The following is a 13,118-nucleotide window of genomic DNA, read 5'->3' on the forward strand; positions in this document are numbered from 1 at the left end:
GTCTCGGTGAACTTCGACTTCTTCATGCAAACCTCCTGGCGGGAAAAAGATGCCAGAAAGTTCTACTTATCGGGTGTCTACTGACCGGGGAAGCTTACGTGATTACCGCGCCCGTGACGCCCGACCAGATTACGTCTGGTACTGAAGCAAGAGCTTTCCAGATTGCGTCAAGTGGATAAGTAATAGCTAACTTGATGTCAGTCATTTCTACCCCTTTTCGGCGAGAGCTTCAGGTGCGAGCGTGTGATGCTTGAGACTGCTGTTGCACCCGCGTCCCCATGTGACTCCTGCCTTGAGAGTATCCCAGTCCGCGCTCAGGCCTGGCGGCCGAGCAGGCGCTGCACCCGGGGCAGGGGTTTGGCTAGTTCCAGCACCAGGCCGGCGGCCACGCCCAGGCCCACCGCCAGCAGGCCGTCGCGCCAGGCCGGCAGGCCGAAATCGAACAGCTCGCGCAGCGCCGGCACCCCGAGGCAGGCGGCCAGCACGGCGGCGGTGGCGAGCGAGATCAGCCCATAGGCGCGATTGCTTGCGCGGCTCCAGGCGCCGCGGCGGCGCGAGAGGCTGAGCACCAGGGCCAGGTTGCCGGCCGTCAGCGCCAGCATCGCCAGGCTGCGCGCCTCCGGCACGGCCAGGCCGGCGCCGAGCCCGCCGAAGTAGAGCCACAGGCACACCGCCAGCAGCACGCTGCCCAGCGCGGCGCCCAGCAGCAGCTGGCTCGCACCCACCAGCGGCTCGGCCAAGGGCCGCGGCGGCTGCTGCATCAGGTCGGGCTCGGGCGGCTGGCCTTCGAAGGCGATCGAGCACATCGGGTCGATCACCATCTCGATCAGCACCACGTGCGCCGGCAGCAGCAGCGGCGGCAGGCCCAGCAGCAGCGGCAGCACCGCCAGGCCGGCGATGGGCACGTGGATGGCGACGATGTAGAGCATCACCTTGCGCAGGTTGTCGAAGATGCGCCGGCCCTGGCGCACGGCCGAAACGATCAGGCCGAAGTCTTCCTCCACCAGCACCATCGGCGCGGCCTCGCGGGCCACGTCGGTGCCGCGCTGGCCCATGGCGATGCCTATGTGCGCCGCCTTGAGCGCCGGCGCGTCGTTGACGCCGTCGCCGGTCATCGCCACCACCTCGCCGCGGGCCTTGAGCGCCTCGACCAGGCGCAGCTTCTGCTCGGGGCGCATGCGTGCGAAGACGGTGGTGCGTAGACAGGCGCGTTCGAACGCGGTGTCGTCCATCGCAGCCAGCTCGGCGCCATTGACCACGTCGCCGGCACCGTCGAGCCCGGCCTGGGTGGCGATGGCGCGCGCGGTGGGCGCGTAGTCGCCGGTGATCATCACCACGCGCAGGCCGGCGGCGCGGGCCTCGGCCACGGCGGCTGGTACCGAAGCGCGCAGCGGATCCTCGAAGCCGACCAGGCCGAGCCAGCGCAGCGACAGCGCGTGTGCATCGGCGGGCAGGGCGCCCTCGCAGTGGCCCTCGGCCACGCCGAGTACGCGCAGGCCCCGGGCCGCGGCGTCGGTGGCGAGTTCATGCACCCGGGCCAGCGCTTCGCCCTGCAGGCCACAGAGGGCGGCGACGGCCTCGGGCGCGCCCTTGGTGGCCACGCGCAAGCCACCGCCGGGCAGGGCGTGGGCCACGGTCTGCGCCGGCAATCCGGGCGACACCGGCAGGTGGCCGGCCTCGGCCTGGGCCAGCGCGGCGGGCGCCAGCGCCTGCAGGGCGCGGTCCATGGGGTCCATCGAATGCGCTCGGCTGGCCAGCACCGCGGTCTCGAGCAGCGGCGCGAGGCCGGATGGAATGCCCGCGATGCCGTCCGGGTGCGCCTCGTCCCGGCCGTCGTGCAGCCAGGCCACGCGCATGCGGTTCTCGGTGAGCGTGCCGGTCTTGTCCACGCACAGCACCGTCGCCGCGCCCAGGGTCTCCACCACCGCCGCGCGCCGCACCAGCACGCCGGCGCGGGCCAGGCGCCAGGCGCCGAGCGCGAAGAACACCGCCAGCGCCAGCGGGAACTCCTCGGGCAGCATCGCCATCGCCACGGCGATCGCCGAGAGCAGGCCTTCGCTCCACTCGCCGCGCAGCGCGCCGTGCACTAGCAGCAGGGTCAGGCTCACGGCCAGCGCCAGCACGCCGAACAGCCGCACCAGCCGCTTGGTGTTGCGCTGAAGGCGCGTGGCCTCGATGTCGATGCCGGCCAGGGCCTGGCCGATCTGGCCGTTGCGCGTCGCGGCGCCGGTGCGCGTGACTTCCGCCAGCCCGGTGCCACCCACCACCAGGGTGCCGGCAAAGGTTTCGCCGCTCTCGTCCTGCGCCCCGGCCTGCTTGTCCACCGGCACGCTTTCGCCGGTGAGCAGCGATTCGTCCAGCGCCAACGATCGCGCCGAGAGCAGGCGGCCATCGGCGGGCACGCGGGCGCCTTCCTCGAGCACCAGCACGTCGCCGGGCACCACGCCCGCGCCGGGAATTCGCCGGCTCTGGCCGTCGCGCAGCACCACCGCCTGCGGCGCGCCGAGTGCCCTCAAGGCCTCGATGGCGCGCTCGCTGCGGCGCTCCTGCACCACCACCAGGCCGATGGTGACCACGGCGAAGGTCGCCAGCAGCGCGCCTTCGGCCGGCTCGCCGAGCACGAGGTAGGCGCCGGCGGCCAGCGCCAGCAGCAGGAACATCGGTTCGGCCATCACCTGCAGGGCGATGCGGCCGAGGCCTCGCCGCGGGGGCGGCGGCAGCTCGTTGGGGCCGAAACGGGCGAGGCGGCTGGCCGCCTCGGCTTCGCTCAGCCCGCGCTGATCACTCGATCTGGGCACGGGCGAAGTCGGCGTCCAGGGCCTCCATCGCGTCGCGCGGCTTGAGCTTGGCGGCCTTCTCGAACGCGCCCGCGGCATCGTCCTCGCGCTTGTCGCCGTGCAGCAGGAGCAGCAGGTTGGCGTGCTCGACGTGGGCGATGGGCGAAGCGGGCGTGAGCTTGAGCGCGGTGGCGATGTGCTTTTCCGCCTCGGAAGCCTTGGCGCCATAGGTGAGGCCGCCGATCATCGAGCCCACCTTGTCGATGATCTCGGCGTGGTACAGGCCCAGCGCCGTGTGCGCCTCGGCGTGCTTGGGCGCGAGCTCGAGCGCCTGCTCGAGCGCCTTGCGAACCTTGGTGGCCAGGCCGAGCTTGAGCGCCTTGGCGATCGAGATGCCCTGGCTGTAGCGGCCCATGGCGTGGGCGAAGCGGTAGTGGCTGTTGGCCTCGCCGGGCAGGGCGGCGATGGCGGCCTCGGCGAGCTTGCCGGCCTGCTCGTAGCGCCTGAGCTGCTCGTCCTCGTCGTCCACGAGGTAGGACGCATGGATGGCCAAGGCCTTGCACGCCACCGAGGCGCCCACCGGGCCCAGGGCCTGGCCGGCCTCGAAGGCCTGCTGGAAGTCGCCGCGGTGGAAGTCGCGCCAGGCCTCCTGCAGGGCTTCGGCCAGGGCGGCGGCATCCACGCCCTTGGGCGCGGCCTTGCCGGCGGCCTTGATCAGGGCGGCGGCGCGCTTGTCGTCGGGGAAGGGCTCGGCGTCGCCGGCGTGCAGCGCCGCCCAGGCCTTGGCGAGCTTGTCGCCCGGGTAGTCGTAGGCCTTGGCGGCGTGGGGGAACTTGGCCCAGGCGGACTTCTTGGTGGCCATCGTCAGGCTCCTGTCGGGATGCAGCCAGCATCGCCCGGCCACGCGCGACCCGCAAGACGGGACTAGTGTGAAAGCTCTGGCCGCGCTGCACACACTGGTCCCCGAAAAGGGCCGTTCCGGCCCCGCCAGAGAGGCCTGCCATGACCCGCAAGACCACCCCCCGTCGTCGCACCGCCACCCCCAAGGCCACCCCGGTCACCCCGCGCACCGTGCTGCTCGCCGGCCTCGGCGCCGTCGTGGTGACCCGCCGCGAAGCCCTGCGCAAGCTCGAGGCCGCCGCCGCCCGCGTCGAAACCCTGCGCGAGAGCGCCGATGCCGCCGCCATCGAGGCCGGCCGCCAGGTCGCCAGGCTGCGCGGCCAGGCCGAGGCCATCGCCGAGCGCGCCCAGGCCGAATTCGAGGCCCGCTTCATCAAGGCCAAGCCGGCCGGGCGCAAGCCGCGCCGCGCCGTGCGCCCGGCCGCCAAGCGTGCCCGCAAGCGCGCCTGATCCGTCTCTCTCCTTCCCGTCAGTGGGAATTGCACGCCCCGGCCTCGCGGCCGGGGCGTTTTTTTATGCGCCGTGGCGGCGCCGGCTGGCTTCGAAGGCGGCCAGCTGCTCCGGCGTGGCTTCGCGCTGGTGCCGGGCCTTCCAGTCCTCGAAGGGCATGCCGTACACGTGCTCGCGGGCCTGTGCGCGGTCCATCGGCAACCCGGCCTCGCCGGCGGCCTCCTGCAGCCAGTCGGCCAGGCAGTTGCGGCAAAAGCCCGCCAGGATCATCAGGTCGATGTTCTGCACGTCGCTGCGCTCGCGCAGGTGGGCCAGCAGTCGGCGGAAGGCGGCGGCCTCGAGGGCGGTGCGGTCGGTGTCGGTCATTTGTGGCGGGGCAGGTTGGGCTTCGGGGATAATCCTGCCATGAGCGCCCGCATCCTCGACGGCAAGGGCATTGCCGACAACCTCCTCGACAACCTCGCCCTGCGCGTTCGCGCGCGCCTGGCCGCGGGCAAGCCGGCGCCAGGGCTGGCGGTGGTGCTGGTGGGCAACGACCCCGCCTCGGCGGTGTACGTGCGCAACAAGCGCCGCGCCGCGGCCAAGGTGGGCATCCGCGCCATCGACTACGACCTGCCGGCCGACACGCCCGACCACGAGCTGGCCGCACTGATCGACCGCCTCAATGCCGACCCGGCCATCCACGGCATCCTGGTGCAGCTGCCGCTGCCCGGCGGCCGCGACGGCAGCCAGCTCATCCACCGCATCGACCCGCGCAAGGACGTCGATGGCTTCCACCCGGAGAACGTCGGCCACCTGGCCCTGCGCCAGTTCGGCCTGCGCCCGTGCACGCCGCGCGGCATCACCACGCTGCTGGCCTATACCGACCGCCCCGTGCGCGGCCAGAACGCCACCATCGTCGGCGTCAGCAACCACGTCGGCCGGCCGATGGCGCTCGAGCTGCTCATCGCCGGCTGCACCACCACCTGCTGCCACAAGTTCACCCCGCGCGACGTGCTGCAGCGGCACGTGTCCGAGGCCGACATCCTGGTGGTGGCGGTGGGCCGGCCGGGCATCGTGCCGGGCGAGTGGGTCAAGCCCGGCGCGGTGGTGATCGACGTGGGCATCAACCGGCTCGAGGACGGCCGACTGGTGGGCGACGTGGGCTTCGAGGCGGCCGCGCAGCGGGCCTCGTGGATCACCCCGGTGCCCGGCGGCGTCGGCCCGATGACGGTGGCCACGCTGATGCAGAACACGCTCGAGGCCGCCGACGCGCTCGACGCCACGCCGGCGTCACGTTGAACCGGCACACTGGGGCCCGAACCATGAGCACGCGCCTCGCCCGTTTCCAAGCCCTCCTCGCCGGCCTGTTGCTGGCGCTGCTGCTTCCGGGCTGCGCGGCGGTCGTCGGCCGCGCCGGCGACCAGTTCGCCGGCCAGCTGCGCAGCGCCGTCTACGACAGCAACGACCCGGCGACGGTACGCGACGGCCTGCCGGCCTACCTGCTGCTGGTGGACGCGATGATCCAGGGCCAGACGCCCGGCAAGGCGCGCAATGCCCCGCTGCTGTTTTCGGCCGCCGGCCTCAATGGCGCCTACGCCGGCAGCTTCACCGGCGACGACGCCGAGCGCGCCCGCCGCCTGGCCGCCAAGGCCATGGACTACGCGCGCCGCGGCACCTGCCTGCAGGACGCCGCGCTGTGCGCCGCGCTCGACGGCCCGGTCGAGCCGTTCGAGCAGGCCGTGGCCGCGGCCCCGGCCGGGCACGTCGCCGGCCTGTACGCGCTGGGTTCGACCTGGGCCACGCAGATCCAGGCCAACCGCGACGACTGGGGCGCCATCGCCGACCTGCCCAAGGTGCAGGCCCTGCTCGAGCGCGTGGTGGCGATCGAGCCCACGCATGACCGCGGCATGGCCCGCGTCTACCTGGGCGTGCTCGATTCGCTGCGCCCCGAATCCGTCGGCGGCCAGCCCGAACGCGGCCGCGGCCACTTCGAGGCCGCCATCGCCGCCAGCAACGACCGCAACCTCTACGCCAAGACCCTGTTCGCCGAAACCTATGCACGCCTGGTCTTCGACCAGGCCCTGCACGACCGCCTGCTCGCCGAAGTGCTTGCGGCCGACCCGCGCGAGCCCGGCTTTACGTTGATGAACGTGCTGGCCCAGGAGCGCGCCAAGGCGCTCGTGGAAAGCGGCCGCGACTACTTCTGACCCGGAGATCCCATGTCCCGCCTGTTGATGCTGTTGCTCCTGTCGCTGCTGGCCCCGCTGGCCGCCGCGCAGTCGCTCAAGATCGCGACGCTCGCGCCCGACGGCTCGGCCTGGATGCGCGAACTGCGCGCCGCCGCCGCGGAAGTGAAGCAGGGCACCGAAGGCCGGGTGGAAGTGAAGTTCTATCCCGGCGGCGTGATGGGCAACGATGCGGTGGTGATGCGCAAGATGCGCCTGGGCCAGCTGCAGGGCGGTGTGCTGACCTCCAGCGAGCTTTCGCTGGTCTACCCCGACGCCCAGGCCTACAGCCTGCCGTTCCTGTTTTCGTCCTGGGACGAGGTGGCCCGCGCCCGCGCCGTGGCCGACCCGATGCTGGCCCGAGGCTTCGAGGAGCGCGGCCTGCGCATGCTGGGCGTCTCGGGCGTGGGCTTCGCCTACCTGATGGGCGACAAGCCGCTGCGCACCCGCGCCGACGCCGCCGGCATCAAGCTCTGGGTGCCGGCCAACGACACCGTCGCCATCCGCACCTTCCAGGCGGCTGGCGTCAGCCCGATCCCGCTGCCGATCGGCGATGTGTTCACCAGCCTGCAGACCGGCATGGTCGACACCGTGGCCAACACGCCCAGCGGCGCCGTGGCGCTGCAGTGGCACGGCAAGATCCGGCACATGGCCGACCTGCCGCTGACCTTCGTGGTGGGTTACCTGGTGCTCGACGACAAGGCCTGGAAGAAGCTCTCGCCGGCCGACCAGGCGGTGGTGGCCCGGGCCTTCGACGCCGCCGGCCGGCGCATGGACGCCACCGTGCAGCGCGACAACGAAGGCGCGCTGGCCGCGATGAAGAAGCAGGGCATGTCGGTGAACGCGCTGGACCCGGCCGAGGCCGCGCGCTGGCGCGCCGCCGGCGAGCAGGTGATCTCGCGCATGAGCGCCAGCGGCGAAATCTCGCCGGCCCTGCTGGCGGCGATCCGCCAGGCCGTGGCCGCTCCCAAGGCGAACTGAGTGGGCGTCGCCGCCCGCTGGCTGGCCCGCCTGCACCGGGCCGAGGACGGCCTGCTGGCGGGGCTGCTCGGCGCGCTGCTGCTGCTTTCGCTGGCGCAGATCGGGCTGCGCGTGTTCTTCGACACCGGCCTGGCCTGGGCCGAACCGCTCTCGCGCGCCGGCGTGCTCTGGCTGGCCCTGCTCGGCGCCCTCGGCGCCACCCGCGGCCACCGGCACATCGCCATCGACGCGCTGCCGCGGCTGCTGCCGCCGCCCGCGCGGCGCGTGGCCTGGGCCATCGCCCACCTCGGCGCGGCCGCGTGCTGCGCCTACCTGGCCTGGCTGGGTAGCGGCCTGGTGGGCATCGAACGCGAGGCGCCCGTGCCCTTCGTCGGTGCCATCCCGAGCTGGGTGCCGATGCTGGCGCTGCCGGCGGGCTTCGGCCTGATGGCGCTGCGCTTCGCGCTGTCGGCCGTGGCCGAGCCACCGCCGGCCGCGGAGGGCGGGGCATGAGCCTGGGCCTCGGCCTGGCCCTGATCGCGCTGCTCGCGGCGCTGGGCATGCCACTGTTCGCGGTCATCCTGGCGGTGGCGCTCCTGGGCTTCCACCTCGCCGGCTACGACCTGGTGGTGGTGGCGGTGGAGTTCTACCGGCTGGGCGACATGCCCGGCCTGGTCGCCATCCCGCTGTTCACCCTGGCCGGCTACCTGATGGGCGAGAGCGGGGCGCCGCGCCGGCTGGTGCGGCTGTCGAACGCGCTGCTGGGCTGGCTGCCGGGCGGGCTGGCGATCGTCGCCATCGTCGCCTGCGCGCTGTTCACCGCCTTCACCGGCGCGTCCGGCGTGACCATCGTGGCCCTGGGCGCCTTGCTCTATCCGGCCCTGCGCGAGGCGGGCTATTCCGAGCGCTACAGCCTGGGCCTGGTCACCGCCGCCGGCAGCCTCGGCCTGCTGTTCGCGCCTTCGCTGCCGCTGATCGTCTACGGCTTCGTGGCCGGGCAGGTGGGCGGGCCGACGCCGGTGACCATCCCCGACCTGTTCCTGGCCGGCCTGCTGCCGGGCCTGGTGATGATCGCCATGCTGTCGCTGCATGCGATGTGGGCGGGGCGGGGCATCGAACGGGCGCGGCACCGCTTCGACCCGCGCGAACTGCGCGCCGCCCTGGCCGAATGCGCCTGGGAGCTGCCGCTGCCGGTGATCGTGCTGGGCGCGATTTACTCCGGCGCGCTGGCCGCCAGCGAAGCCGCGGCTGTGACGGCACTTTATGTTCTTATCGTAACTGTCTGGATTAAAAAGGAAATCAGCCTGGCGAAACTGCCCGGGGTGATGGCTGAATCGATGCGCCTGGTGGGCGCGATCCTGATGATCCTGGGCGCGGCGCTGGCGCTGTCGAACTGGCTGGTGGACCAGGAGGTGCCGACCCGCCTGTTCGAGCTGCTCAGCGAGCACGTCGACAGCCCCTGGGTGTTCCTGCTGTGGCTCAACCTGTTCCTGCTGGCTGTGGGCATGCTGCTGGACATCTTCTCGGCCATCGTCATCCTCACGCCGCTGCTGATGCCGGTGGCGGCCGCCTTCGGCATCCACCCGGTGCACCTGGGCATCGTGATGCTGGCCAACCTGCAGCTGGGCTACTTCACCCCGCCGGTGGGCATGAACCTGTTCATCGCCGCCTACCGCTTCGGCAAGCCCATCGGCACCCTGGTACGGGCCTGCCTGCCATTCTTCGTGGTGCTGGGCCTGGCCGTGGCCCTCCTGACCTGGTGGCCCGCCCTCAGCCTGGCCCTCCAACAGTTATAATGCCGGGCTTCCTCTATCCCGGAGCCGCTCCATGCTGCGCATCCAGGCCGAAGCGCTGACGTTCGACGACGTCTCCCTCGTTCCCGCCCATTCCGCGGTCCTGCCCAAGGACGTCAGCCTCGCCACGCAGCTCACGCGCGGCATCCGGCTGAACCTGCCGATCGTTTCGGCGGCCATGGACACCGTCACCGAAGCGCGCCTGGCCATCGCCATGGCGCAGATGGGCGGCATCGGCATCATCCACAAGAACATGTCGCTGCAGCAGCAGGCGGCGCACGTGCAGCAGGTGAAGAACTTCGAGGCCGGCGTCATCCGCGAGCCCTTCACCGTGACGCCGCAGACCACCATCGGCGAGGTGATCAAGCTCACCCGCGCCCGCAACATCTCCGGCGTGCCGGTGGTGGAGGGCGGCCAGCTGGTGGGCATCGTCACCAGCCGCGACATGCGCTTCGAGAAAAAGCTCGACGACCCGGTCAAGAACATCATGACCCGCAAGGAAAAGCTGGTCACGGTGCGCGAGGGCGCCAGCGACGACGAGGTGCTGTCGCTGATGCACAAGCACCGCATCGAGAAGGTGCTGGTGGTGGACGATTCGTTCGCGCTGCGCGGCCTGATCACCGTCAAGGACATCCAGAAGGCGCGCGACAACCCCAACGCCGCCAAGGACGCCGACGAGCAGCTGCTGGTCGGCGCCGCGGTCGGCGTGGGCGGCGACACCGAGGCGCGCATCGAGGCGCTGGTGGCCGCCGGCGTGGACGTGGTGGTGGTCGACACCGCCCACGGCCACAGCCAGGGCGTGCTCGACCGCGTGGCCTGGGTGAAGAAGACCTACCCGAAGCTGCAGGTCATCGGCGGCAACATCGTCACCGGCGATGCCGCGCTGGCGCTGATGGACGCCGGCGCCGACGCCGTGAAGGTGGGCGTGGGCCCGGGCTCGATCTGCACCACCCGCATCGTCGCCGGCGTGGGCGTGCCGCAGATCACCGCCGTGGGCATGGTGGCCGATGCGCTCAAGGGCCGCATACCGCTGATCGCCGACGGCGGCATCCGCTACTCGGGCGACATCGCCAAGGCCCTGGTGGCCGGCGCCAGCTGCATCATGATCGGCGGCCTGTTCGCCGGCACCGAGGAAAGCCCGGGCGAGACCGAGCTCTTCCAGGGCCGCAGCTACAAGAGCTACCGCGGCATGGGCTCGCTGGGCGCGATGGAGCTGGGCAGCAAGGACCGCTACTTCCAGGACGCCTCCGACGCCGACAAGCTCGTGCCCGAGGGGATCGAGGGCCGCGTGCCCTACCGCGGCCCGGTGCGCAACATCGTGCACCAGCTGGCCGGCGGCCTGCGCGCGTCGATGGGCTACGTGGGCTGCGCCAGCATCGAGGAGATGCGCACGCGGCCCAAGTTCGTGCGCGTCACCAACGCCGGCACCCGCGAGGCGCACGTGCACGACGTGCAGATCACCAAGGAACCGCCGAACTACAGGATGAGCTGAGCCCGCCCCATGACCGATATCCACGGCGACAAGATCCTCATCCTCGATTTCGGCGCGCAGTACACGCAGCTGATCGCCCGCCGCATCCGCGAGCTGGGCGTGTACTGCGAGATCTGGGCCTGGGACCACGACCCGGCCGACATCGCGGCCTGGGGCGCGAAGGGCATCATCCTCTCGGGCGGCCCCGAGTCGACCACCGAGGCCGGCTCGCCGCGCGCGCCGCAGGCCGTGTTCGACGCCGGCGTGCCGATCCTGGGCATCTGCTACGGCATGCAGACCCTGGCCATGCAGCTCGGCGGCCACGTGGAAGCCGGCCACGACCGCGAGTTCGGCTACGCCGAGGTCGAGGTCACGGCCGACTGCGCGCTGCTCGACGGCCTCAAGGACCACGCCGGCAGCCCGCCGCGCCTGGACGTGTGGATGAGCCACGGCGACCGCGTCACCCGCGTGCCGCCGGGCTTCACCGTGGTCGGCCGCACCCATGCGGTGCCCATCATCGCCATGGCCGACGAGGCCCGGCGCTGGTACGGCGTGCAGTTCCACCCCGAGGTGACCCACACCAAGTCGGGCGAGCAGATGCTGCGCCAGTTCGCGGTGGACATCTGCGGCTGCGAGACGCTCTGGACCGCCGCCAACATCATCGAGGACCAGGTGCAGCGCGTGCGCGAGCAGGTCGGCGACGACGAGGTGCTGCTGGGCCTGTCGGGCGGCGTCGACTCGTCGGTCGTGGCCGCGCTGCTGCACCGGGCCATCGGCGACAAGCTCACCTGCGTGTTCGTCGACACCGGCCTGCTGCGCTGGCAGGAAGGCGACCAGGTGATGGCGATGTTCGCCGAGCACATGGGCGTGAAGGTCATCCGCGTCAACGCCGCCGACCGCTATTTCGCGGCCCTGGCCGGCGTCTCCGACCCGGAGGCCAAGCGCAAGATCATCGGCCGGCTGTTCGTGGAGATCTTCGAGGAAGAAGCCGCGAAGCTGAGCAACGTGAAGTGGCTGGCCCAGGGCACCATCTACCCGGACGTGATCGAGTCGGCCGGCTCCAAGACCGGCAAGGCCCACGTCATCAAGAGCCACCACAACGTCGGCGGCCTGCCCGAGCACATGAAGCTGGGCCTGGTCGAGCCGCTGCGCGAGCTGTTCAAGGACGAAGTGCGGCGCATCGGCGTCGAGCTCGGCCTGCCGCGCGAGATGGTCTACCGCCACCCCTTCCCGGGCCCGGGCCTGGGCGTGCGCATCCTGGGCGAAGTCAAGCGAGAGTACGCCGAGCTGCTCGCCCGCGCCGATGCCATCTTCATCGAGGAACTGCGCAAGTCCGGCTGGTACGACAAGACCAGCCAGGCCTTCGCGGTGTTCCTGCCGGTGAAGTCGGTGGGCGTGGTCGGCGACGCCCGCGCCTACGAGTGGGTGATCGCCCTGCGTGCGGTCGAGACCATCGACTTCATGACGGCGCACTGGGCGCATTTGCCCTACGACTTCCTGGACACGGTTTCCCGCCGTATAATCAATGAGATACGAGATATTTCTCGTGTTGTTTATGACATCAGCGGCAAGCCGCCCGCGACCATCGAGTGGGAATGAAGAAGGCCGACTTCAGCGCCGATGACACGCGCTGGATGCGCCACGCCCTCGCGCTGGCCGAGCGGGCCGAGCAGGAGGGCGAGGTGCCGGTGGGCGCGGTGCTGGTCGGCCCCGACGGCCAGCTCGTGGCCGAGGGCTGGAACCGCAACATCACCGAGAACGACCCCACGGCCCACGCCGAGATCGTCGCCCTGCGCCGTGCCGGCCAGGCCCTGGGCAACTACCGACTCACGGGCTGCACCCTGTACGTGACGCTCGAGCCCTGCGCCATGTGCTCGATGGCCATGGTGCACGCCCGCCTCGCGCGCGTGGTCTACGGCGCCAGCGACCCCAAGACCGGCGCCGCCGGCAGCGTGTTCAACCTGCTCACCGATTCGCGCCACAACCACCGCCTGCAGGCCGAGGGCGGGCTGCTGGGCGAGGAGGCGGGGCAGCGCCTGACCGAGTATTTCCGGCGCAAGCGCGCCAAGCCCGGGCTTTAGTCAGCCGCCGCCGCGGCGGCTCATCTCCAGGTCCAGCTCGGCGTCGAAGTTGCGCACCGCCATCACCACTTCCAGGCCCAGGAACAGGCTGGCCAGCAGCATGCTCAGCACCCCGGCCACGGCCAGCAGGGTCGGCGCCAGGCCCAGGGCGAAGCCGCTGAAGGCGTCCACCGCGAGCGCCAGGCTGGTGCCTACGAAGCAGCCCAGCGAGGCATAGAGCAGCACGCAGGCGCGCAGCACGTGGGTGGCCCGGGCCCGGTGCCGGCGGATCTGCACTTCCAGCACCGTCCGCTGCGGCGCCGGCAGCGCTTCCCACTGGCCCAGCAGCGAGCGCAGGCGGTCCACCACGCGCGCCAGGCGGTTGTTGGCCGAGATCAGCAGCGAGCCGGTGGCCGCCATCAGCAGGGCGGGGGCGAGCATCGAGCCGAGGATGCGGTAGTGGTCGAGCGGTCCGTCCGGAAACATGGCTGCCTTGGCGC

Annotated in this window: 13 protein-coding genes; 9 read left to right on the plus strand and 4 right to left on the minus strand. The window is 71.6% G+C overall.

Annotated elements, in window-relative coordinates:
• Positions 1-314: 314 nt before the first annotated feature.
• Positions 315-2,798, minus strand: a complete 2,484-nt coding sequence (locus tag ABS41_RS05960) for a cation-translocating P-type ATPase (protein WP_290591895.1) — start codon at positions 2,796-2,798, stop codon at positions 315-317.
• Complete coding sequence (locus ABS41_RS05965) at positions 2,782-3,639, minus strand: hypothetical protein (protein ID WP_290591897.1); 858 nt, start codon at positions 3,637-3,639, stop codon at positions 2,782-2,784. The genes ABS41_RS05960 and ABS41_RS05965 overlap by 17 nt, the downstream gene beginning before the upstream one ends.
• A gap of 140 nt (positions 3,640-3,779) precedes the next feature.
• Between ABS41_RS05965 and ABS41_RS05970 the strand changes: the two genes are divergently transcribed.
• Entirely contained in the window at positions 3,780-4,127 is a 348-nt protein-coding gene (locus ABS41_RS05970) for a hypothetical protein (RefSeq protein ID WP_290591899.1), read from the plus strand.
• Positions 4,128-4,190: 63 nt separating this feature from the next.
• Here the strand turns inward: ABS41_RS05970 and ABS41_RS05975 are convergent, their stop codons facing one another.
• Positions 4,191-4,493: a DUF1244 domain-containing protein gene (locus tag ABS41_RS05975; RefSeq protein WP_290591901.1), complete on the minus strand. Its 303-nt coding sequence runs from the start codon at positions 4,491-4,493 to the stop codon at positions 4,191-4,193.
• A gap of 39 nt (positions 4,494-4,532) precedes the next feature.
• On the opposite strand from ABS41_RS05975, the gene folD reads away from it, so the two are divergent.
• From folD to tadA, 8 genes are read left to right on the plus strand one after another with little or no spacing between them, the layout of a single operon-like run.
• On the plus strand, positions 4,533-5,408 hold the full coding sequence (gene folD / locus ABS41_RS05980; RefSeq protein ID WP_290591903.1) for a bifunctional methylenetetrahydrofolate dehydrogenase/methenyltetrahydrofolate cyclohydrolase FolD: 876 nt from the start codon (positions 4,533-4,535) through the stop codon (positions 5,406-5,408).
• A 23-nt stretch (positions 5,409-5,431) separates the two neighbouring features.
• Positions 5,432-6,316 carry a TRAP transporter TatT component family protein gene (locus ABS41_RS05985; protein WP_290591905.1) on the plus strand — a complete coding sequence of 295 codons (885 nt, stop codon included), beginning with the start codon at positions 5,432-5,434 and terminating at the stop codon, positions 6,314-6,316.
• Positions 6,317-6,328: 12 nt separating this feature from the next.
• Complete coding sequence (gene dctP, locus ABS41_RS05990) at positions 6,329-7,315, plus strand: TRAP transporter substrate-binding protein DctP (RefSeq protein ID WP_290591907.1); 987 nt, start codon at positions 6,329-6,331, stop codon at positions 7,313-7,315.
• On the plus strand, positions 7,316-7,807 hold the full coding sequence (locus tag ABS41_RS05995) for a TRAP transporter small permease (protein WP_290591909.1): 492 nt from the start codon (positions 7,316-7,318) through the stop codon (positions 7,805-7,807).
• The gene (locus ABS41_RS06000) at positions 7,804-9,090 is read left to right on the plus strand and encodes a TRAP transporter large permease subunit (protein ID WP_290591911.1); all 1,287 of its coding nucleotides are present in this window, start codon (positions 7,804-7,806) and stop codon (positions 9,088-9,090) included. The genes ABS41_RS05995 and ABS41_RS06000 overlap by 4 nt, the downstream gene beginning before the upstream one ends.
• A gap of 31 nt (positions 9,091-9,121) precedes the next feature.
• Entirely contained in the window at positions 9,122-10,579 is a 1,458-nt protein-coding gene (gene guaB / locus ABS41_RS06005) for an IMP dehydrogenase (RefSeq protein WP_290591913.1), read from the plus strand.
• A gap of 9 nt (positions 10,580-10,588) precedes the next feature.
• Positions 10,589-12,157, plus strand: coding sequence for a glutamine-hydrolyzing GMP synthase (gene guaA, locus ABS41_RS06010; RefSeq protein ID WP_290591915.1), 1,569 nt, complete (start codon positions 10,589-10,591; stop codon positions 12,155-12,157).
• Positions 12,154-12,639 (plus strand): tRNA adenosine(34) deaminase TadA, encoded by a 486-nt coding sequence (tadA, locus tag ABS41_RS06015; protein WP_290591917.1) that lies wholly within the window; start codon positions 12,154-12,156, stop codon positions 12,637-12,639. Before guaA ends, tadA begins: the two co-directional genes overlap by 4 nt.
• Here tadA and ABS41_RS06020 read toward each other — a convergent pair whose 3' ends face one another.
• Positions 12,640-13,104 carry a DUF2721 domain-containing protein gene (locus ABS41_RS06020; protein ID WP_290591919.1) on the minus strand — a complete coding sequence of 155 codons (465 nt, stop codon included), beginning with the start codon at positions 13,102-13,104 and terminating at the stop codon, positions 12,640-12,642.
• Positions 13,105-13,118: the final 14 nt, after the last annotated feature.

It is taken from the genome of Arenimonas sp. SCN 70-307 (genome assembly GCF_001724815.1).
Lineage (GTDB): Bacteria > Pseudomonadota > Gammaproteobacteria > Xanthomonadales > Xanthomonadaceae > Arenimonas.

Excerpts from the sequence above, each read along its gene's own strand:
- ABS41_RS05965 (WP_290591897.1), bottom strand. The coding sequence starts at position 3,639 with ATGGCCACCAAGAAGTCCGCCTGGGCCAAGTTCCCCCACGCCGCCAAG.
- ABS41_RS05970 (WP_290591899.1), top strand. The coding sequence starts at position 3,780 with ATGACCCGCAAGACCACCCCCCGTCGTCGCACCGCCACCCCCAAGGCC.
- ABS41_RS05975 (WP_290591901.1), bottom strand. The coding sequence starts at position 4,493 with ATGACCGACACCGACCGCACCGCCCTCGAGGCCGCCGCCTTCCGCCGA.
- folD (WP_290591903.1), top strand. The coding sequence starts at position 4,533 with ATGAGCGCCCGCATCCTCGACGGCAAGGGCATTGCCGACAACCTCCTC.
- ABS41_RS05985 (WP_290591905.1), top strand. The coding sequence starts at position 5,432 with ATGAGCACGCGCCTCGCCCGTTTCCAAGCCCTCCTCGCCGGCCTGTTG.
- dctP (WP_290591907.1), top strand. The coding sequence starts at position 6,329 with ATGTCCCGCCTGTTGATGCTGTTGCTCCTGTCGCTGCTGGCCCCGCTG.
- ABS41_RS06000 (WP_290591911.1), top strand. The coding sequence starts at position 7,804 with ATGAGCCTGGGCCTCGGCCTGGCCCTGATCGCGCTGCTCGCGGCGCTG.
- guaB (WP_290591913.1), top strand. The coding sequence starts at position 9,122 with ATGCTGCGCATCCAGGCCGAAGCGCTGACGTTCGACGACGTCTCCCTC.
- guaA (WP_290591915.1), top strand. The coding sequence starts at position 10,589 with ATGACCGATATCCACGGCGACAAGATCCTCATCCTCGATTTCGGCGCG.
- tadA (WP_290591917.1), top strand. The coding sequence starts at position 12,154 with ATGAAGAAGGCCGACTTCAGCGCCGATGACACGCGCTGGATGCGCCAC.
- ABS41_RS06020 (WP_290591919.1), bottom strand. The coding sequence starts at position 13,104 with ATGTTTCCGGACGGACCGCTCGACCACTACCGCATCCTCGGCTCGATG.